This is a genomic window from Suicoccus acidiformans, from assembly GCF_003546865.1.
Lineage (GTDB): Bacteria > Bacillota > Bacilli > Lactobacillales > Aerococcaceae > Suicoccus > Suicoccus acidiformans.
In genome coordinates, this window is record NZ_CP023434.1 from 2,468,940 (window position 1) to 2,489,422 (window position 20,483).

Genomic DNA, 20,483 nt, shown 5'->3' on the forward strand with positions numbered 1-20,483 from the left:
TTCTTACAGAATATGAAAGCGATATACAAAAAACTCAGCAAATGTTGAGTTTTTATACACTATTTATTGAATAATCTTCATTCGGTCTTCATAATCAGACCAGCGATTACTGCGATTATCTGATGTTTCATCCACCCCACGTGAACTCACCTTGTCGAAAAGAATCTTAAGCGTCTGGAACATCAATTTAAAATCAAAGGTCAGCGAATAATTCTTAATATACAATAAATCGAAATTCAACTTACTGTTAAAGTCTGTACTGTATTTGCCGTAAACTTGAGCATAGCCAGTAATTCCTGCCCGAACATGATGTCTTAGGCGATAGTAAGGATTCTGTTCAGCAAACTGTTCAACAAAGAACGGTCTTTCAGGCCGAGGGCCCACCATGGACATATCCCCTTTTAAGACGTTGAAAAGCTGAGGTAACTCATCAATGCGTGTACTGCGAATAAATTTACCGACTTTCGTCACACGGGCATCATTAGACGTTGCAAGGACAGGCCCAGACGTGGATTCAGCCTCTTGCGTCATCGAACGAAACTTGAGAATATTAAAGGTTCTTTGGTCTTTCGTGACGCGTTCCTGTTGATACAAGATGGGTCCTGGCGAATCCAACTTAATCGCAATGGCCGTCACTACCATAATTGGCGACGTAACAATAAGCATGACTAGAGAAATTACCACATCAATCATCCGTTTGATAAGGCCTTCTTCGGCTGAAATCTTGAACTCGGATACTTCGATGATACTTTCATCTTCAAAGTGCATAATATTGGGGTTAACCATCATCAGGTTCTCGAAATTCGTACTAATAAAGAGCTTCTTATTGCTTTTCATTAAGTACTCATAGATTTCTAGGCGTGTGCTTTCTTTAATATGACCTGTCAAATAGACAATATCCACTTCATCTGATAAGGCTTTAATGTGGTATAAGTAATTATCTAATACTGCGTGGGTTACTTCATGGCGACGATTCCCCATCGATTCGAAATTCTTCACCGCTTCTAAAGCACGCTCACTCTTGCCCACAACCATAACAGATTTACTCCCCCGCACCTTCTGATAAAGGCGGTAGATGGCAAAGTTATATAGGAAAATTACCAGCGTACTGACAAAGAAATTTATAAGAATCACTGACCTAGGGAAACTCAACCAGCTCCCAGCATAAGACAAGGCCATAAGATAGAAAGTGAGCACTAATTGGGAAAGCATGGTCGTATAGAAGAGATCCATCACCTGTTTGTTATAGAAAACATACGTCCCAAACAGTAAATTAATCACCACGAAACCAATCATAATCCAAATATAAAACTCAGAAAAAGGTGCAATATTCCTTGTTGGGATGTCCGTACCGAATTTAAGATAGAAAGACAAATATATACAAGCAATAGAAAGAACGGCGCCTATTAATACGACACAAACGCGTAGTAGCCCATTCCATTCATTTCGGTTATTCACTTTTTACTTCCTTTCAGGCTAATAGCTTAGCTAATCTACCTTCTATGAGAATTAAGGCAATTATTTGAGTAATAATAGAATAGGCTAAAGCGGTGCGGATGTCAAAGTAAAATATATATTTCAAGAAGAAAGTCGCTGAATGAGCATCGTTTGAGTCTCCTGCACGTCTAATAAAAACAAAAAAGCCCCACACTAGCGCGGGACTCGGCGTATTCCTTAATCAATCATATTGAATTTCTCTTGGAAAAGTGGGCTCACAGAGCGGTTTTCGTGGATGCGTCTAATCGCCTCTCCAACTAATTTCGCTACCGATACGGTTTCGATTTTAGCGATTTTCTTCTCAGCAGGTAGTTCAATCGTATCTGTAACCACGACTTTCTCAATTTCGGAATTTTCTAAACGTTCAATTGCTGGACCTGATAGGACAGCATGCGTACAAGATGCGTAAACTTCAGTGGCACCTTTCTCTTTTAAAGCTTTGGCAGCTAAAGTAATCGTTCCAGCTGTATCAATCATATCGTCAATGATGACCGCGGTCTTGCCTGAGACATCCCCTACGACATTCATTACTTCCGCAACGTTGGCTTTCGGACGGCGTTTATCGATAATCGCAATGGGTGACTTAAGAAACTCCGCCAATTTACGGGCCCGGGTTACCCCTCCGTGGTCTGGCGAGACGACAACGACCTCATCGCCTTGTAAATTACGTTCAATGAAGTAATTCGCTAAAAGGGGTGCTCCCATTAAGTGGTCTACTGGAATATCAAAGAAGCCTTGAATTTGGTTTGCATGTAAATCCATCGCAACAATTCGGTCCGTCCCTGCCATCTCAAGCATATTGGCTACCAATTTGGCTGTAATCGGCTCACGTGACTGTGCTTTACGGTCTTGGCGGGCGTAGCCGTAGTATGGAATCACTAAGTTAATTGTCTTGGCACTTGCCCGACGTAAGGCATCAATCATAATCATAAGTTCCATAAGATTGTCATTGACTGGGAATGACGTTGATTGAATGACATACACATGAGATCCACGGATACTTTCATCGATGTTGATTTTGATTTCTCCGTCTGCAAACTGCAGAATATTTAACTCACCGAGCTCTACGCCGACCTCTGTAGCAATTTTCTCTGCCAAGGACCGGTTTGAACTAAGGGAGAAAATCTTGAGTTTTGGATCTTTATAATTTTTTTCAGTCACAATAATACCTCCATCATATACAGACTATTTGTTATTAAATTTAGACCAGTAGTTTGCTTTGTTTGTCTGAGTTGATCGTGCAATTGCCAAAGTTTCCTCATGAACGTCTTCGTAAATAGTTGAACCCGCTGCTAGAACAGAACGCGGAGCAATATTCAGGGGTGCAATTAAGTTAACCCCACTTCCGATGAAGCTGTCATCCCCAACAGTGGTGTGCGATTTCTTCTTACCATCGAAATTAACAAAGGTTGTCCCGCAACCAATATTAATGTTGCGCCCAAGAGTTGCGTCACCAATATAACTCAAGTGCCCGGCTTTCGTATGGTCACCAATTTGCGCATTCTTTACTTCCACAAAGTTACCGATATGGACGTATTCACCTAATTGTGCATTCGGCCTTAAGTGAGCCATTGGCCCAATATCACTATGATTACCTACTTGGGAAGATTCAATTGAAGATGAACGGACCTGCACATAATCACCAATTTGACTATCGATAATTTCACTGCCTGAGGTAATCTCACAGTGGGCACCGATTCTTGTCTGACCTTTAATTGAAACATTGCCTTCAATCACTGTATCTGGCCCGATTTCAACCCCGACTTCAATATAAGTTGTCTCAGGATTTACAAAGGTGACACCATTTAACATGTGCTTTTCATTGATGCGCTGTGTCATCAAGCGACTTGCTGTAGACAGAGCAACCCGGTCGTTCACGCCCATACCTTCATCGAAGTTCTCCATCATGAAGGCATCAACCATATCCCCTTGATTTTTGAGAATAGCGATGACATCCGGTAAGTAATATTCCCCTTGGGCATTATCATTCCCAACTTGCTTTAAAGCTTCGAATAAAGCTCGATTATCAAAAATATATGTACCCGTATTGATTTCCCTTACCCTTTGCTCTGCTTCAGAGGCGTCTTTATGTTCGACAATATAAGCGACTTTGCCATCTTCACTGCGAACCACCCGGCCATAACCCGTTGGATCCAATGCCTCAGCCGTTAGAATTGTTCCTTTCGCACCTGATGATTCATGATGGGTGAAAAGTTCCTCCAGCGTCTCTCCTGACAGCAAAGGCGTATCGCCACTGACTACAATTGTCGTACCGTCTAAACTTTCCAAGACATCACGTGCTTGTAAGACAGCATGGCCCGTTCCGAGTTGCTCCGCTTGCAAAGCAAAGTCGCATTGCCCAGCCAGAACACTTTGAACGCGTTCAGCTTCATGGCCGACAACCGTGACCAATTTGTCCACTTGCACTTTTTTCAAGGCTTGAAAGATATGCTCGATCATACTTAATCCGTTAATTTCGTGCAGAACTTTTGGCCGTTCTGACTTCATGCGCGTTCCTTTTCCCGCTGCTAGAACAATCGCAAATCTTTGCGACATACACACCACTCCTATATAATTCGTCTCTGCTATAATTATACTGTTAATTGCGGAATATTTCTACAAGGATCTCCCTTCCCTGCGGATTATTCCGCCCTTTTCCTTTCCCTCATGCCAACTTTAGGATATTTCTCAAAAGGATAACATCTCTCCCGGTTCAGCTTGCAACTCATAGTGACCTTTCGTCTTATTATAGGCTAATTGCACATTGAATAAAGCGTCATAAGCTGGCAAGTCCATCGTATATTGGCCAGAATTCTCAGCGAAAAGACAGATTCCCGCCACTTTACAATTAAATTCCGCCAATAAGGCTGTCAGGCCTTGAATCGTTCCTCCATTGCGTAAGAAGTCATCCACAATTAATACTTTCATATCAGCTTGCAAACTATTCTTAGGAAGTTCCATCTTCCGCACTTCCTGATGGGAGCCAGATACATAATTAATAGATATGGTTGGCCCCACCGTATCTTTAGAGTCACGCCTGGCAATCACACATTTCACCCGTAAATAATGCGCTACCATTACCGCTAAAGCAACCCCATTCGTCTCAACCGTCATGACCGCATCAATCTCTGACACATTGTAATAATCCGCAATTAACCGGGCTGCTTGATTGAGCAAGTACGGATCTTCTAGAATATCATCTAAACTAATATAGTTGCCTGGCAATATCCGCTGACGATTGGTTAAGGCAAATTGAACATCGCGAATGAACCTACGACGCTCTTGGCCGAGAAGATGCGGTTGATAATACAAACCACCACTAGCACCCACTTCGGCACGAATAGTCCCGCACCCCTTATCTTCGAACACATCCCGAATAAGCGAAACATCCTCACTGATGGTCGATTTGGAGACTTGAAATAAATCAATGAAGTAACGCAATTGGATTTGTTGACTGGGGTGCGACAAGAAATACTCGGTAATATAAATAAGGCGCTGGCTACGTTTATAATGACTTAAGTTTTCCATCTCAACCTCCTTGAGCAGGAATTTCCCTTAGTATACCAAACTCCGCGAAATAAAAAAACTCACCCCAAAGGTGAGTTTGTCTAAGAGTTTGCTAAGTATGTATCGTTAAGTAGTCGAACTACTTCGCGTACTTGGCAATCGCTGCTTCAATTTCGGAAATTAGTCCTGCATCAGTCAGTCCCGTTACCTCTACAATCGTAGCCGTGGCACCTTGTTCTTGTAACTTCGTTTGAAGGGCTTGGGCCTGCTCATCTTCAGCATAGTCATATTGGAAAATTAAACCAATGGTATCTAATAAGGCATTATAGGTGAGCTCATGGGCTTTAGCCTCTCGCAATGGCCGGATGAAACGCTCATCATAACCTAATTTACGAATAGGTGTACGGGCCACCCGGGTTACTTCATCAGAAATATTCGGATTTTGGAAGCGCGAAATAATTTTCTGGATGTATGCTTGATGTGCCTCATGCTCAAAGCCCCACTTAGCTTCCAAAAGCGCACCCGTTTCATTAAGCACAGCTTCCAATTGCGCATGGACTCCTTTATCTTCTAAGGCTTCATCGATAGTTGTGAAGCCTTCGTAGTAACCTTTATATGCAACCGTGGCGTGCCCTGTGTTAACTGAGAAGAGCTTCCGCTCAATGTAAGGCTCTAAGTCCTCGACATATAGCACATCATTTAAGTGAATATGAGTTCCCTTCAATTGCGTTTGATCGATAACCCATTCTTTGAAAGGCTCCACTGAGACAAATAATGGGTCTTCGTGGGATTGAATTGGCACAATTCGGTCCACAGCAGCATTCGGGAAACCAATATATTCCTCAGCGTAAGCTTTAGCATCTTCCGATAAGTGCTTGTACACTTCTTCTTTAAGAAACTGTGAGCCACCAATCATGTTCTCACAAGCAATCATATCCATGGATGTTTCTTTCTTCGCTTGCAAGCGCGCTTGAATCCCGTCGGCAATCAAACCAGCAATATGCGGTAGAATGTTTGGGCCAATAGCCGTAGTAAGAATATCCGCTTCACGAATCGCTTGGACAACTGCTTCAGGATCTTGCCCATTATTAATACCCGTTACATTCGAGACTTTAATTTGTGTCTTCGCTTGCTCAGCTAATTCGATTACATATTCACCGCGTTCTTGCAAGGCATCGATGACGTGCTCATTTAAATCAACAAAGGTAATCGCAAAATCATTCTGATTTAAAACTTCACCAATAAAGCCTCTTCCGATATTCCCAGCTCCAAAGTGTACTGCACGCATCAGGCTTCTACCTCCCCTAACATTTGAATAATCTCTTCTTCGGTTGACGCGTTCACTAAGCGTACCACATTCTCGACATCCGCACAAAATACTGCAATTTTAGAGAGGACATCTAAGTGCTCATTTCCTACGCCTGCAATCCCAAAAATCATCATTGCCAGCTTCTCCTCCGGCTCATTCGGAGCGAAATTCACCCCTTGAGGGACTTGAATAATTGAGATTGCGGTAGATTTCACGTGGGTTTTACCTTCATCTGTTCCATGAGGAATCGCTACGAAATTCCCCATATGGGTTGTAACGACTTCTTCTCTTTCCAGCATTGAATCAATATATCCAGCATCCACTGCCCCAGCATCAACTAAAAGTTGCCCCGCTTGGCGAATGGCTTCTTCCTTCGTTTGGAAGGTCTGGTCTAACAAGATAGCTTCTTTCTTAAGTTCCATAATTGCCTCCTATTCTATATGTCGAATGGCTTCGACAAAGAGCGCACTTAATAATTGGTAAATTTGCTCCTGGTCGCCATGTTTAAAAATTTCTGTATTCAAATCACTCTCGATTACAGAGCGACTAATAATCCCTAGTAACTCCTGCTCCGACTCACTCATCTCTTCAGGTCCTAAGAGTAATAATACTCGGTCCATCTCAATCATTTGGTGATCCATACCCATAATTTCAAAATTTCGACTTAAATCAATTACCGCGAAATACGGCACCTTCACCCATTTGTTAGCACTATGAAAGAGTGCCAAGTTCGTCTTAGGTATTCCTAAAGGAGCTATATGGTAACGCTGAACAACCTGCTCAGCGACAGCCGTTGGTTCCAGTATAATCTCTTCAGGTACCTTCGCTATAATACCATGTAAGGTACTTTCTAAATCATGCTTACTTTCAAAATGTGTTACCGTAAACCGTTGTAGTAATACATTGGCTTGCGTCATTGTCTGGTACAAGCGATCAAAGGCATGAGGCTTCGCCCTCTTTTCAAATACATCTAACGCATCGCTCTTTTCTTTCTGGCTCCATTGCTGGATAATTGAACGAATACGTTCGACTTCATCATCTAGCAGGAGGGGCGAAATAATCTCATAAGCTTGAGTGAAATGGTCCAAGTGAATGGTCGAGAGAATTAAATCATAACCATCATAATTCATATTATGAATTTGAGAGAATCGAGCAATATCGATTCGGTTTATCTCAGGAATGCGCTTATGTAAGCGACTTTCTAAAATTCTAGCACTGCCAATTCCACTTGAGCAGATAACCAGAACAGAAATCTCTCGCAAGCTCATTGGGCGTCGCTCCAGGGACGTGGCGAAGTGAATAACGATATAGGTCATCTCATCCTTAGATAAATGCTCTTTGGGAAAAACCTCCTGAAAGGCTTGTATGACTATTCGATATAGTTCAGCGTAACGCTGTTGAATATCATCCAAAGCATCATTGATAACTTGAACAGTTAAAGATGAAGGTCGTTTAAGTGCTGCTTGGATATGCGCTAATAAATCTTGGTATAACTTTTGATCTCGACGGAAGTCGTTACCTGTCCGCTCGGTTGTTAGACGAATGAGCTCCTTAACGCGAAAAGATAAGTCCGTATCGAAATTCTCACCAAAGATTGACACATGCTCATTATAATTCACTCCAGCTAGTAGCCGGGCTGAATAATGTCGCTCATTAATATTAAAGGCATAGCCCAAATAATCTGATAAATAACCGGTAATTTGGTGGGCTAGCTGTAAATCCTGATTTTGGATACCTTGGACTTCAATTTGCTCTTTTAAAGAATACCCTTGGGTCATACGGTCTAAGGACAGTGCCAGACCTATCATAACCTGCTGCAACTGATTATCTGTCACTGCTTTGAGCAATTGATCTGCCTCATCTTGTAATACTTTACGTACTGCCAAGAGATGTCTGGGTTGAATGTATTTGAGAAACTTATGCGAAGCTACGGGTAAATTCTCAGCAGTTAAATGATTAACATAGCGAAAGAACTCTACTTCACTTAATCGACTGTTAATGATGAGACTGACAATTTGACGTCGATGATATTCACTCCCAGTCACCAAAGTACCGATTCCTGCTTGACGTTCCAATTTCAATTTATAAGGCAAGAGGCTCTGGGCGATGCCTTGTAAATCATTCTGGATCGTGCCAACACTAACTCCCATAGCTTCTGCTAATGATTCAGTAGTTACCGGCTTTTGCTGTAAAAGCAAAGTGATGGTCAACAAATTCTGACGCTCTTCTGCATCGATAGTGTCAGTTTGTGTCTGTTTCAACTCAGACTTGAGCCAACTATAGGCCTCTGCTTTATCAGACTTTAGTTGATAACCTTGGCCCCGCTTTGCTTCAAGCCATAAAGGGGTAGAGGCCAAGGTCTGCTCTAAAGTCTTCAGTTCACGGTATACCGTTCGGCGACTTACATTTAAACGTCGCATTAACTGCTCAACTGTTAGCCCTTTAGGATTTTCCAACAAGCTTTCCAGAATTTGCTCTTCTCGGAAACTAAAATCCACGCTGCCTCCACCTCCTATTTAATTATTTCAAGGCATCAATCAACGCTTGATAATTCGACTCATCCAGCAAGTTCGCATAACTAACCCACATAGATTGATTAGCATAAGCCTTCATTTGTGCATCTAGCGGAGCTTCAACAATTACTAATTGTTGCTGGCTATCATGCAGTTCGCTTACAGGTTTAGCCGTTACTGGCGTTTGAATGCCGGCCTGGGTGAATTGATTACGCAGTTGAGAAGCGGCCATGGTTGAGGCCCCTACTTTACCATCATAGGCGAAAGTAATTTCTTTTATATTAGAGAAATCAACATCGGCTGCCTCTTGCAATTGCTGCTGAACAGTCGCTTGTTTCTCTGGCGCTACTTCACTTGTTACACCTTCACTCTTAGCCTGCATTTCAGCTAGAATAGCATCATAACGATCACCATCTAAGAAGTTCTCAACGGAGATATGTGTTGAACTTGGTGCCTGTCTACGGGCTCTTGTCGTTAGTTCTTCTTGAGTAATAACTAATGTCTTGGCATCATCGGACAAGTTATTAATGGCTGAGTTGGTTATCTTCTTATTCAGATTAATTTCTTTGGCTTTCTTACGAAGAAGCGATGCCCCCATCGCACTTGAGCCCATTCCCGCATCACAAGCAAAGATAATTTGATCGATTTCATCAAAGGTAGGCACTTCATCACTTTGCTCTTCGGCGTCTAATGCAACGCTTTGTCCTTTTGATTCCGCCTTGGCTGCTTGGGTGGCTTTCTTCTGTGCTTCAAAGTCATCATTGGTCGATTGGCTAAAGCGTAAGATTACGGCCGATACCAGGAATGACACAAGCGCTGCTGCTAATACTCCGGCAACTACGCCTAGATGGTCGCCCCGAGCAGTAACACCTAGAATAGCCACAATAGATCCAGGTGAAGCAGGGCCAGTTAATCCGACATTAAATAAACCGAAGACAAAGCTACCTACAACACCCCCTGCAATGACGGCAATAAAGAGCAATGGATTCGTCATTACATATGGGAAGTAAATCTCATGAATACCACCTAAGAAATGAATCAGCATTGCACCCCATGAAGAAGACTTAGCAGAACCCCGTCCAAATAAGGCAAAGGCTAGAAGAACCCCTAAACCTGGACCAGGATTTGTCTCCAGTAAGAAGAGAATCGACTTACCTAACTCACCTACTTGTAGATTCCCAAGGGGTGTTAGAATTCCGTGGTTAATCGCATTGTTTAGGAACAGAACCTTCGCTGGTTCAATCAGAACATTCGCCAATGGAAGAATACCCATCTCAATAATATTCTCAACCCCGACGGCCATCCAATGCGTTAAGGCAGAAACAATTGGCCCTACCGCATAAAAACCTAATATAGCGAGTAAGAAACCTAATATACCACTAGAGAAGTTATTCACAAGCATTTCAAAGCCAGATGGAACTTTATCTTGGAATTGTTCATCAAATTTCTTGATGAGCCATCCGCCTAAAGGCCCCATCATCATCGCACCGATAAACATCGGCACGTTCGATCCGCCAATAACCCCCATCGTAGCGATTGTTCCGACTACCGCACCTCTTTGTCCGTATACTAAGTTACCTCCAGCATAAGCAATCAGTAGTGGTAGCAAATACACTTGCATAGCCCCACCAACTTCATTCAGTGCTTCATTAGGTAAGTAACCAGTTGGAATAAATAATGCCGCAAAAATACCCCAGGCAATAAACGCACCAATATTTGGCATGACCATACTACTTAAGTAACTACCAAATTTCTGAATGGACGCTTTAGCGCCTTTCGACTGCTGAGTTGTTTCACTCATATCAGTTTCCTCCTTTTCAATTAGTAATTTAATTGTAGAAGGATTTGCGTCCGGTTTCAAGGATTTCCCTGTGACATCTTTGGCACCTTGGAATGTGCCAACTTTGCCAAAGAAAAAAAGCCTCAGACAGAGCTGAGACTTCCATACCTAGGACCCTCGTCTACTTACCCGTTCCCATAAGGTCACGAGACCGAAAATTAAGACGAAACACAAAGCAATGGATGCACCGGGCGGTGTATCTAAGTAATAAGAAGAGGCAATTCCAGAGAAGATACCAATTACATTAATCACAAAGGCCAATAGAATGGCTTGATTAAAGCTACGTGATACCTTAATGGCTGTGACCGATGGAATGACAATTAAAGCCGAAACGAGCAAAGCCCCTACAATAGGCATCATAATACTGATCGCTACACCGGTGATGACGGAGAATACGATAGAGATTAACCGAACCGGCAAGCCTGAGGTAATCGCCGTTGCCTCATCGTAACTGAGAACATATAAAGGCCTCCGGAAAACTAAATACAAGACCACCACTATCAGAGCTAAAGCAATAAGTAAATTCACTTCATCTTGCGCGATTAAGATGATGGAACCGAATAAATATTGGTCAATCTTCACGGTGGAACTATTGGTATTCATACTTGCTAGGACAAGGGCGATAGCCATCCCTGCTGACATCATTATAGCAATCGAAACTTCAGAGAAGTTCGAATACAAAGTCCGTAAATATTCAATTAATAAGGAAGCCAAGATTACAACGAATAAGGTTGCAAAGGTCGGGTTTACTTGTAAGACTAAGCCCAAGGCAACCCCGGCTAAGGAAATATGAGATAAAGTATCCGCCATTAAAGACTGCCGCCTTAAAATCAGCAATAAGCCAAGAATTGGCGTAATACACGACATGGCTAAGCCTGCGATTAATGCTCGCTGGATGAAGTCATACTGAAGCATCTCCATGGCACACCCTCCTCTCGAATCAAACGAATTTCGCGGTCATAATACCCTTCAATTTCCATATCCGCATGCGTCACCATCAAAACCGTCTTATTATGGACCTTGCAACTATGCTTTAATAAACGATAAAAGTTCGTTCGGGTATTCGTATCCATGCCCGTTGTCGGCTCGTCCAAGACGAAGAAGTCCGGATCCGTCGCAAAAGTACGCGCAATGTTAATGCGTTGCTTTTGCCCACCAGACAATTCCCCGATTTTACGATTGCGAAAAGCTTCCATGCCAACGGATTCCAGCGCCCGATCGACATGGGCGTGGTCATTGGCGTCAAGCTTTCGGAACCAACGATTCTTGGGATAACGTCCCGATTCCACCAATGCTTGAACTGTACTCGGGAAGCCTGCATTAAAGGACGTAATATCTTGCGGAATATAGCCGACACTTAACGGCTCACCTGATTCGTTCTTCTTAGCCAAAGTAATCGTACCAGTGGCCGGACGCAGCAGACCTAATATATTCTTCAATAGGGTAGACTTAGCTGCCCCATTCTCGCCAGTTAAGATGACGAACTCACCACTATGGATGGTGAAATTTATATCATCTAAGACCTTCTCTTCAGCATAATAGAAAGATAGGTCTTCGACATTTAATATTTCCACTTTCTCACCTAATTTCTGTAAAACGTAACCGTTACTCTTTGTCTATGCTATCTTAATCATTTTGCCGGTCGATGTCAATCTAAATACCGGTTTACTTCTATATTTATTTGCGGTAGGATGGGGTGGAAACTAAAGGAGGTAGATTAGATGAATTGGTTTATATTGTTGCAGGTTTTTGGGATTAATTTGGTTTACATTGTTCTCAATACCATCCGAACGCTTCTGACTATGCGTGGCTATCGTAACATTGCGCCTTTTATTGCCATTGTTGAGACAACTATTTATACTGTCGGACTTTCAATTGTCATGCAATATATTCAGGAGAATGTACTCTACCTCTTTGCCTATGCCTTCGGCTTTGGCCTAGGGATTTACCTGGGAATTCTGATTGAAAATCGAATTGCCCTAGGTTACTCGGCCTTACAAATCTTTATTAAAGGAGACAATCATTATCTGGCAGAAGCCCTCCGTGAACGCGGTTATGGGGTCACCTTGCAACCGGGATATGGCCGAGACGGCGACCGTTTGATTTTAACAGTCTTAACACCTCGTTCCAGCGAAGTTGCCTTACGCAATACCCTGGATGAGATTGACCCGGATGCTTTCTATATCTCCTATGATGCTAAATATATTCATGGTGGCTTCTGGACGAAGCGGATTAACCGTCGCAAAATCCAAGCCCAAACGACACCGGCAACAACGGAAGCAGTCCATGTGAGTGACGCGGACACTTTATCAAAGGAAGAATATATTGACGACTAATAAAAACTGAGGAAGTAGCTTTACGCTATTTCCTCAGTTTTCTTCATCTAGAAAGCCTTTAAGCCAGGCGGGTAACTGGTCTTTGACTTCTTGGGGGATGAATTGCTGGGCATTGGCTAAATGTTCTGCCAAATTCTGATTCATCAGTCTTTGAATTTCTTTCAGCGGTAAATCCCGCCCTTGCGATTCAGCCAAAGTAATCTGCTTTAAGATTTCGATATAGCTGTAAGCCAAGGCAATCGTTAAGGTAATGGCAGTCGTTCCACTAATAACCCCGCCTGTTACCGTACCTAAGCCTGGTACCCACTTAAAGGCTGAGGAAACAATTGTCTTGCCAAGCAAGGTCACCCCACCGGTCCCTCCAATTCCCGCAAACATACTCACAATTTGCGCCTTATCTAAGGACAAGCCGAAGATAGACGTAATATGCGCTAACATGGTTATTTGCATCGGGACAAGAATCGCCGCATCAGACATTGGAATAGGCATGAAGCCCACCCCAAAGCTCGTAGTAATATATCGCTTCGCCCAACGTCTTGCATCTTGCACCTTTCGATTTAGATCAATGCGTTGGGCATTAACAAAAGCCTGCTGACTACTTTCAGGTATCACAGCTAGGGTCAAGTCAACCAGGCTCTGTAAGCCATGGGCTTCAATGATTTGCTCTGCTTGAATAGCATAATCTTTGGTAAGTACGGGCACCACTTCGGCAAGGGGTAAATCCAAGGAGCGGATATAAACTTCCAGTTCAGAAGGTTCTTGACTCAAGCTTTGCGTTAAGACTAAGATAACCGGTACTTCCTTGGCCAAAGCTTCAATTAATTCCACTTCAAAGGCTTCAATTCGATTCGCCAGATTATTGATGCAGTAGTAGACCACATCTATTTCCTCATGAGGACCCTTAGCCTTTGCTTCTTTGAGTAAATCAGCCAGACTCTGTAAGACCTCATGTTGCGCTTCCACACTAAGCTCCAAGCCTTTAGTATCGTACAGGGTTAAGGGGACCCCCGCTTTGGTAATTTTCTGGATATGCTGGGTAACCGGCTGGCCTACCCCTGTTTCAGTCAAGTTCTCGCGAAATAAAGCGTTAATGAGCGTACTTTTACCGCTACCGGTTTTGCCTGCTACGATAATGTTAACAGGTTGCATACGCTCTACTTCCGATTGCGTCTCATCTAATAGATTGTTCGCCAATTGCTTATTGCCACTCATTCGTCTAATCTTTTGCCACAATGCCACCTAGAATCACCTCTTTATTAATCACGGTTGCGATTATTCGATAAAATAATAAAACGTAATAGTTGTAAGCTCGTGCTGAGTGTGGAAGCAACATAAGTAAAGGCAGCTGAACGCAACACTTTCCGAGCAGCCGGCAGCTCTTCAGCTGTAAACATACCTTGTTCCTCCAGAATCACAAGCGCTCGACGACTCGCATCAAATTCCACCGGTAGGGTAACAATTTGGAAGAGAAGCACTAAGGCAAAGGCAATAACACCGACTTGTGTCATTCCCGTCCAACCTAAGATTAAACCAAAGATTATTAAAGGCACCGCAATGCTTGAGCCAAATTGGGCAACCGGTGCAATCGCACTCCGCAAACGCAGAAAGCTATAGCCTTCCGCATCTTGAATGGCATGCCCACACTCATGGGCGGCGACAGCAACGGCTGAAATTGACGTCTCATCATAGGTCACCTCGGATAAACGCAAGACCTTATTCATTGGATCATAATGATCCGTTAACTGGCCCTTAATTGGTTCTACCGCTACTTGCCCAATCCCTTGACGATTAAGAATTTCCATCGCAACTTGCCTACCAGTATAGCCTCTTTCCGTCGCCCATTCACTATAACGATTAAAGGTTGCTTGCACGTAACTTTGCGCCAAGCCTACGAGAATCGTTCCAATAATTACTAATATATAGGTGCTATCCCAATATAAATACATGTTAAGCCTCCATTCTTTCTTGTTAATCTCCTGTCATCCCATTATAACAATTTTCCTGCCAATACACACCTCTAACGATGTGATTCCATAACCCTTGCTAAATTCCGCGATATATCTGGGATATCAGCTCAGAATTCCTAGGTTTAAGAACCAAGTCTTGCTAGGACTATCTAACAATCCTCGAATTAAGGTGTATCATTCTGAAGGATTTCGACCTCGAAAAAAGAAGGGTTCTAAAATAAATACGGTTGATGGAAATTTCTCGACCGTTTTTAAGTGCAAAAAACGCAGATGTTCTTTAATATTAAAGTTGACCCAATAATAAAGGAGAACATCTACGTATGAATCATTTTATCGAAAAAACCTTCCAATTAAAAGACAAAAACATTGAAATCGATATGGATTATTGTGAAGAGATAGAATTCAAAGGGCGAACATCGCTCTTTTATCGAGGAACATTGGCATATAAACCGGAGGCTTGTCCTCATTGTGGCATTGCCAATAATGATTATGTCATTGTCAGTAATGGAAAACGCTCCTCTCGTCTGACATTAACAGCCAAATCAGGCTTACCTGCTTACTTAATCCTAGCTAAGCAACGCTTTTTATGCAAAGCCTGTGGGCGGTCATTTACAGCGAAGACATCCATCGTTAATCCTGACTGCTATATTACGAATCAAGTCAAACAACAGATTATGGACCGCGCCACAAGAGTCACTTGTGAAACAGATATCGCCAAAGATACTTTTGTATCACCAAATACAGTCCGACGGGTGATTCATGAAACCGCTCGAGCTATTCGAATACGGTCCACTGAACAGTTGCCTAAGCATCTATCCTTTGATGAATTTAAAAGCGTTAAGTCGGTTAAAGCAGCGATGAGCTTCATCTGTTGTGATACACTGTCACATAAAATCGTAGATGTGGTCGAAGACAGAAAAACACACTCACTCAGTGCTTATTTCTCAAGGTTTAGTCGCCAAGCACGTTACCAAGTTCAAACCATTACGATAGATATGTACGAACCATACATGCACCTGGCAAAGCGATGGTTTCCAAATGCAAAGATTATTCTTGATCCGTTCCATTTAATTCAAGCCTTAAATCGCGAATTAGATCGGACACGAATTCGTTACATGAACGAGGTTCGTTATAAAGATTCAAGACTCTATAATAAACTTAAGCGTTATTGGAAATTAATACTCAAACCAAAAAGCGACTTAATGTCTACTGAATACCATCGCTTCCCACTGTTTGATTGGTTAACCAATACTCGTAGCATTGTGGACTATCTCATTCAGCACGACGACGTCTTGAAGGATACCTATCAAATGGTGCATCAATTGGGCGATGCCTTAAGGGATAGGAACTGGCAACGATATCAAGAGATTTTGGCACAAAGCCGGTCCATGACACTTTCAAAAGGCTTAAGGCGTGTATTAAGGACGTTCAGAAAGTATGGGGAATATATCCACAACACACTCACACATGCAGGCCTTAGTAATGGTCCTATCGAAGGGATTAATAATAAGATTAAACTACTCAAACGCAATGGTTATGGTTACAGAAACTTCAGTCATTTTAGAGACAGAATATTACTCATGTGCCGACTTTATGAACCTAAGAACAAAGAAAAAGATCAAGCAACAAATTTAGTCGCTTGACCTTAAATTTACTCATCAACCCTATTTGACAAAGAGCCAAAAGAAGCTGCCTAACGACTCAGGCAGCTTCTTTAAGTTCACATATATTAACCTAATAACATCGCATCATTCGTCAGCTCTTCCCCGCTACGTTGCTTGAACAACTGCATTAAGTCAGTGATGGTGAGATTTTCTTTCTCTTCACCCGCCACGTCTAATATAATGCGACCTTGGTGAAGCATCACAAGACGGTTCCCATATTTCAGAGCATCTGACATGTTATGGGTAATCATCATGGCCGTTAAGTTTTCTTCACGAACCAACTTGTCGGTTAAGCTCAAGACCATCTCACTCGTAGATGGGTCCAAGGCAGCAGTATGCTCGTCTAAGAGTAATACTTGTGGTGTTTGCAAGGTAGCCATCAACAAGGTCAATGCTTGTCTTTGACCCCCTGATAAGAACTGAACTTCTGTTGTTAGGCGATTCTCCAAGCCTAGGCCGAGAACTTCAAGGCGTTCCTTCATCATAGCGCGGTCCTCATCCCGCACCCCTTTACGTAAACCACGTGTGCGACCTCTTTGGTTGGCAAGGGCCATATTCTCCTCAATAGATAGGCGTGAAGCGGTTCCCATGCGGGTATCTTGGAAGACATAACCAATCAAGGAAGCACGCTTATTAGTCGGCATATAGGTTACATCTTCATGATTAATGCGAATATTTCCCTCGTCTGGTATGTAATTGCCGGCAATGGTATTCATCATGGTTGATTTCCCAGCCCCATTACCTCCAATAACGGTTACGAAATCTCCTTCATAGAGTGTTAATTCAACACCTTTCAGAACGTAGTTTTCGTTAATGGTGCCTTTCTCGAAGGATTTATGGATATTGATAATTTCTAACTTCTTCTGTCTTTCTGCCATGTTAAATCCCTCCTAAGCTTTCCGATTACGTCGTTTTAAGCTCTTTTGAATCTCAGGCACGAAGAGAACTAATCCAAGTAAGAGAGCTGAGAAGAGACGTAAGTCTTGTGGCTGAACAACGATAAAGTTCTGATTCAAGATAAAGTCAATAACTAAGCGATAAATGAAGCTTCCTAGAATAATCGTCGTTAAACGACGTCCAATCGATTGATTTGGAATAATGACTTCCGCAACAACAATCGAAGCTAAACCGATAACAACCGTCCCAATACCCATGCCAATATCAGCAAAGCCATCTTTCTGGGCCACCATCGCCCCGGCCAAGGCTACCGTACCACTACTTAACATATAACCCAACGTCTTCATCGCATTCGTATTAATTCCGTTTGCCGCACTCATCCGCTCGTTATCACCGGTGGCCCGAAGGGCTAAACCTGTTTCCGTATGCAGGAACCACACTAAGGCAGCAATAATCAGCGCTAAGATGATAATTGAGACGACAATCACGCTGACATTACGCGATAAGCCATAACCTTCTACCATTGAGAAGATGGTATCTTGCCCTAACAAGGCAATATTAGGCCGGCCATCCATAACGTGTAAATTAATCGAATAAAGTCCAGTTTGCATTAAAATCCCTGTAATCATCGGCGAAATCTTCATCTTTGTATGAATAAATCCAGATACCAATCCCGCAATCATCCCACCGAAAAAGGCTACGATTGTCGCCAAGTATGGGTTAATACCTTGGGAAATCAATGTTGCAGCAATCGCTGCACCCAGTGGTAGAACCCCTTCTGCGGATAAGTCCGCAATATCTAGTAAACGGAAAGTGATGTATAGGCCGATCCCTAAGACTGCCCATACAACGCCTTGCTGAAAACTTAAGATAATTACATCCATTGAAACGTATTCCTCCTTAAAATCCTATTCTTGAATAATTGACGGGTCGACTCCAATAGCTTGTAAATTATCCTCATTCAGTGTCAATTCAACTGAGTCAGCATATTCCACAGGCATATCTCCCGGGGCGATACCTTCTTGAAGATGTCGTAGGACCATTTGAGCCGTCTGCTCACCGTATTGTACGTAAGGTGTAGAAATTGTCATCATTCCGTTCGCACGAACGATGGCATCAGTTGAACCAACAGACGGTTTGCCTGCATCTACTAACATATCACCGACGAGCGCAATTGCACTATCTACAGTATTATCCGATACTAAAAGCATTGCGTCAACCTTTTCTAACAAGGAGCTGAAAACTTGTTGAATATCGTTCGAGCCAGTTATTGTCCCCACTTCAACCGCAATGTCTTGGGCTTGGAGTATTTTCTTTGCTTCTTCAACCAGTACTGATGAATTCACTTCACTACTGTTATGAATCATGCCAACTGTTTGAATATCTGAGATATTATTCAACAATAAATTAATTTGATCTTCTAAGGGGGCTAGATTACTCGTTCCTGTAATATTTGCACCAGGCTTTTCAATCGAATCAACTAAGCCCGCTTCAATCGGTGCTGTAATACATAGGAAGAAAATCGGCTTCTCCTTTTCCATGGCAGCTAAGGTTTGTGCAGCGGGTGTCCCAACGGCTACGAGAATATCATTATCCCTTACTAACTTCTCCGCTAATGATTGCAAGGTGGTCATATCGCCATTGGCATTCTGCAAATCCCACTGCACCGAGTAATCCGCTTGCTTATCTAACGTTTCTTGCAAGCCAGCTACCGCTTCAGTAAAGGATTCATGCTCAACATGTTGCAGAATGCCAATATTCAGCTCCTCTTGCGCCTGAGCGACTGTTGCAGGGTTCATCAAGCTCACCAAACCGATTAATGCAACAAATAAGCGAATGATAAATTGCTTCGTCTTCTTCATATGCGTCTCCTTTATTTAATGCTGGCGGGGTCAATATTCAACGCTTCGGCAAAAGCGTCATTCACGATAATTTCAAAGGCATTACCCAATTCGATTGGCATATCAGCTGGATTTAAATCCTCATCTAACATACGAATAACCATTTCGGCCGTTTGTACCCCGTAATCACGGTAAGAATTCGACACGGTTGCTAGACCATTGGTCTCTACCACTTCGGCACTTGAGCCGATGGTTGGAATGCCTGCTTCTTTAGCCATGTCGCCAACAAGGGAAATCGCACTATCGATGGTGTTGTCTGTTACCATAAATAGGGCGTCCACCTCATCCATCAACGAGTTTAACCCTTGGGCAATATCATTCGTGCTGATAACTGTAGCTACTTTCGTAGACAGACCTTGGCCTTCAAGTAATTCAATGGCACGATCGGCTTGAATTTGTGAATTTACTTCACTGGAATTGTAAATCAGACCCACTTTCTTTGCATCGGGGAAATTCCTTACCAATAAATCCACTTGCTCGTCAATAGGGGCCATATCACTCGTCCCCGTCACGTTTCTCCCCGGGTGCTCCATACTTTCAGCTAAGCCAGCTTCAACTGGATCGGTAACCGCTGCAATAAAAATTGGCTTTTCTTGCTCTGTCACCGCTAAAGTTTGCGCAGCCGGTGTAGCAATCGCAAAGATAATATCATTATTTCTTGCGACCGCTTCACTCATTGATTGCAATGTCGCTTGCACACCACTAGCATTGTTCACGTCCCATTCAATGCGTTCACCGTACGCTGAAGCATTCAAGGTTTCTTGGAAACCTTCCAGAACAGCATCCAAAGCTTCGTGCTCTACGTATTGTACCACTCCGATGCGAATAGCTTCTTCATTTGCCTGAGCAGCTTTCGGCACTAGACTCATAAAAGCTAGCAAGCTGAACAATATACCTTTAATCCACTTATTCATTGATATTCCTTCTTTCACTCTATTTTTCTCCATTTACACCAATCAAACACATACTACGCAAAACTTATCGCATGGCGACGCTTAGCTAAATGCTCTTAATTACCTACATGCAAAAGAAAAACCTCTGCTAGATTCCAA

The 20,483-nt window shown here is 42.7% G+C and carries 18 protein-coding genes; 2 read left to right on the forward strand and 16 right to left on the reverse strand.

The annotated features are described in order from the left end of the window. Positions 1 to 63: 63 nt before the first annotated feature. The 10 genes from CL176_RS11680 to CL176_RS11725 form a co-directional block, all read right to left on the reverse strand. Positions 64 to 1,458, reverse strand: coding sequence for a sugar transferase (locus tag CL176_RS11680; protein WP_118991447.1), 1,395 nt, complete (start codon positions 1,456 to 1,458; stop codon positions 64 to 66). Between the two features lie 216 nt (positions 1,459 to 1,674). Then, positions 1,675 to 2,658 (reverse strand): ribose-phosphate diphosphokinase, encoded by a 984-nt coding sequence (locus CL176_RS11685; RefSeq protein ID WP_118991448.1) that lies wholly within the window; start codon positions 2,656 to 2,658, stop codon positions 1,675 to 1,677. Positions 2,659 to 2,682: 24 nt separating this feature from the next. Beyond that, complete coding sequence (gene glmU / locus CL176_RS11690; RefSeq protein ID WP_118991449.1) at positions 2,683 to 4,053, reverse strand: bifunctional UDP-N-acetylglucosamine diphosphorylase/glucosamine-1-phosphate N-acetyltransferase GlmU; 1,371 nt, start codon at positions 4,051 to 4,053, stop codon at positions 2,683 to 2,685. 132 nt (positions 4,054 to 4,185) lie between these two features. Beyond that, positions 4,186 to 5,025: a pur operon repressor gene (gene purR, locus CL176_RS11695; RefSeq protein WP_118991450.1), complete on the reverse strand. Its 840-nt coding sequence runs from the start codon at positions 5,023 to 5,025 to the stop codon at positions 4,186 to 4,188. 118 nt (positions 5,026 to 5,143) lie between these two features. After that, a complete protein-coding gene (locus CL176_RS11700) occupies positions 5,144 to 6,292 on the reverse strand; it encodes a mannitol-1-phosphate 5-dehydrogenase (protein ID WP_118991451.1) in 1,149 nt (382 codons plus the stop codon). Further along, entirely contained in the window at positions 6,292 to 6,735 is a 444-nt protein-coding gene (locus CL176_RS11705; RefSeq protein WP_118991452.1) for a PTS mannitol transporter subunit IIA, read from the reverse strand. The genes CL176_RS11700 and CL176_RS11705 overlap by 1 nt, the downstream gene beginning before the upstream one ends. A gap of 9 nt (positions 6,736 to 6,744) precedes the next feature. Then, positions 6,745 to 8,811 (reverse strand): BglG family transcription antiterminator, encoded by a 2,067-nt coding sequence (locus CL176_RS11710; RefSeq protein ID WP_118991453.1) that lies wholly within the window; start codon positions 8,809 to 8,811, stop codon positions 6,745 to 6,747. Between the two features lie 22 nt (positions 8,812 to 8,833). Then, positions 8,834 to 10,627, reverse strand: a complete 1,794-nt coding sequence (locus CL176_RS11715; RefSeq protein ID WP_118991454.1) for a PTS mannitol transporter subunit IIBC — start codon at positions 10,625 to 10,627, stop codon at positions 8,834 to 8,836. 147 nt (positions 10,628 to 10,774) lie between these two features. Continuing rightward, positions 10,775 to 11,587: a metal ABC transporter permease gene (locus CL176_RS11720; protein ID WP_118991455.1), complete on the reverse strand. Its 813-nt coding sequence runs from the start codon at positions 11,585 to 11,587 to the stop codon at positions 10,775 to 10,777. Further along, positions 11,548 to 12,240, reverse strand: coding sequence for a metal ABC transporter ATP-binding protein (locus tag CL176_RS11725; RefSeq protein ID WP_118991456.1), 693 nt, complete (start codon positions 12,238 to 12,240; stop codon positions 11,548 to 11,550). Before CL176_RS11725 ends, CL176_RS11720 begins: the two co-directional genes overlap by 40 nt. Positions 12,241 to 12,387: 147 nt before the next feature. Here CL176_RS11725 and CL176_RS11730 point away from each other — a divergent pair, with 147 nt between their 5' ends. Next, the gene (locus CL176_RS11730) at positions 12,388 to 13,002 is read left to right on the forward strand and encodes a DUF2179 domain-containing protein (RefSeq protein ID WP_118991457.1); all 615 of its coding nucleotides are present in this window, start codon (positions 12,388 to 12,390) and stop codon (positions 13,000 to 13,002) included. 33 nt (positions 13,003 to 13,035) lie between these two features. On the opposite strand, the gene CL176_RS11735 is transcribed toward CL176_RS11730, so the two are convergent. Beyond that, the gene (locus CL176_RS11735) at positions 13,036 to 14,241 is read right to left on the reverse strand and encodes a YcjF family protein (protein ID WP_240430557.1); all 1,206 of its coding nucleotides are present in this window, start codon (positions 14,239 to 14,241) and stop codon (positions 13,036 to 13,038) included. A 17-nt stretch (positions 14,242 to 14,258) separates the two neighbouring features. After that, positions 14,259 to 14,948, reverse strand: a complete 690-nt coding sequence (locus CL176_RS11740) for a zinc metallopeptidase (protein ID WP_118991459.1) — start codon at positions 14,946 to 14,948, stop codon at positions 14,259 to 14,261. A 341-nt stretch (positions 14,949 to 15,289) separates the two neighbouring features. On the opposite strand from CL176_RS11740, the gene CL176_RS11745 reads away from it, so the two are divergent. Continuing rightward, positions 15,290 to 16,612 carry an ISL3 family transposase gene (locus CL176_RS11745; RefSeq protein WP_118989665.1) on the forward strand — a complete coding sequence of 441 codons (1,323 nt, stop codon included), beginning with the start codon at positions 15,290 to 15,292 and terminating at the stop codon, positions 16,610 to 16,612. Positions 16,613 to 16,698: 86 nt separating this feature from the next. Here the strand turns inward: CL176_RS11745 and CL176_RS11750 are convergent, their stop codons facing one another. Genes CL176_RS11750 through CL176_RS11765 form a run of 4 tightly spaced genes read right to left on the reverse strand, consistent with a single transcriptional unit; the run spans position 16,699 to position 20,345 of the window. Further along, the gene (locus tag CL176_RS11750) at positions 16,699 to 17,511 is read right to left on the reverse strand and encodes an ABC transporter ATP-binding protein (RefSeq protein WP_118991460.1); all 813 of its coding nucleotides are present in this window, start codon (positions 17,509 to 17,511) and stop codon (positions 16,699 to 16,701) included. Between the two features lie 12 nt (positions 17,512 to 17,523). After that, positions 17,524 to 18,414, reverse strand: coding sequence for an ABC transporter permease (locus tag CL176_RS11755; RefSeq protein WP_118991461.1), 891 nt, complete (start codon positions 18,412 to 18,414; stop codon positions 17,524 to 17,526). 24 nt (positions 18,415 to 18,438) lie between these two features. Then, the gene (locus tag CL176_RS11760; protein ID WP_118991462.1) at positions 18,439 to 19,392 is read right to left on the reverse strand and encodes an ABC transporter substrate-binding protein; all 954 of its coding nucleotides are present in this window, start codon (positions 19,390 to 19,392) and stop codon (positions 18,439 to 18,441) included. An 11-nt stretch (positions 19,393 to 19,403) separates the two neighbouring features. After that, positions 19,404 to 20,345, reverse strand: a complete 942-nt coding sequence (locus tag CL176_RS11765) for an ABC transporter substrate-binding protein (protein WP_162890973.1) — start codon at positions 20,343 to 20,345, stop codon at positions 19,404 to 19,406. Positions 20,346 to 20,483: the final 138 nt, after the last annotated feature.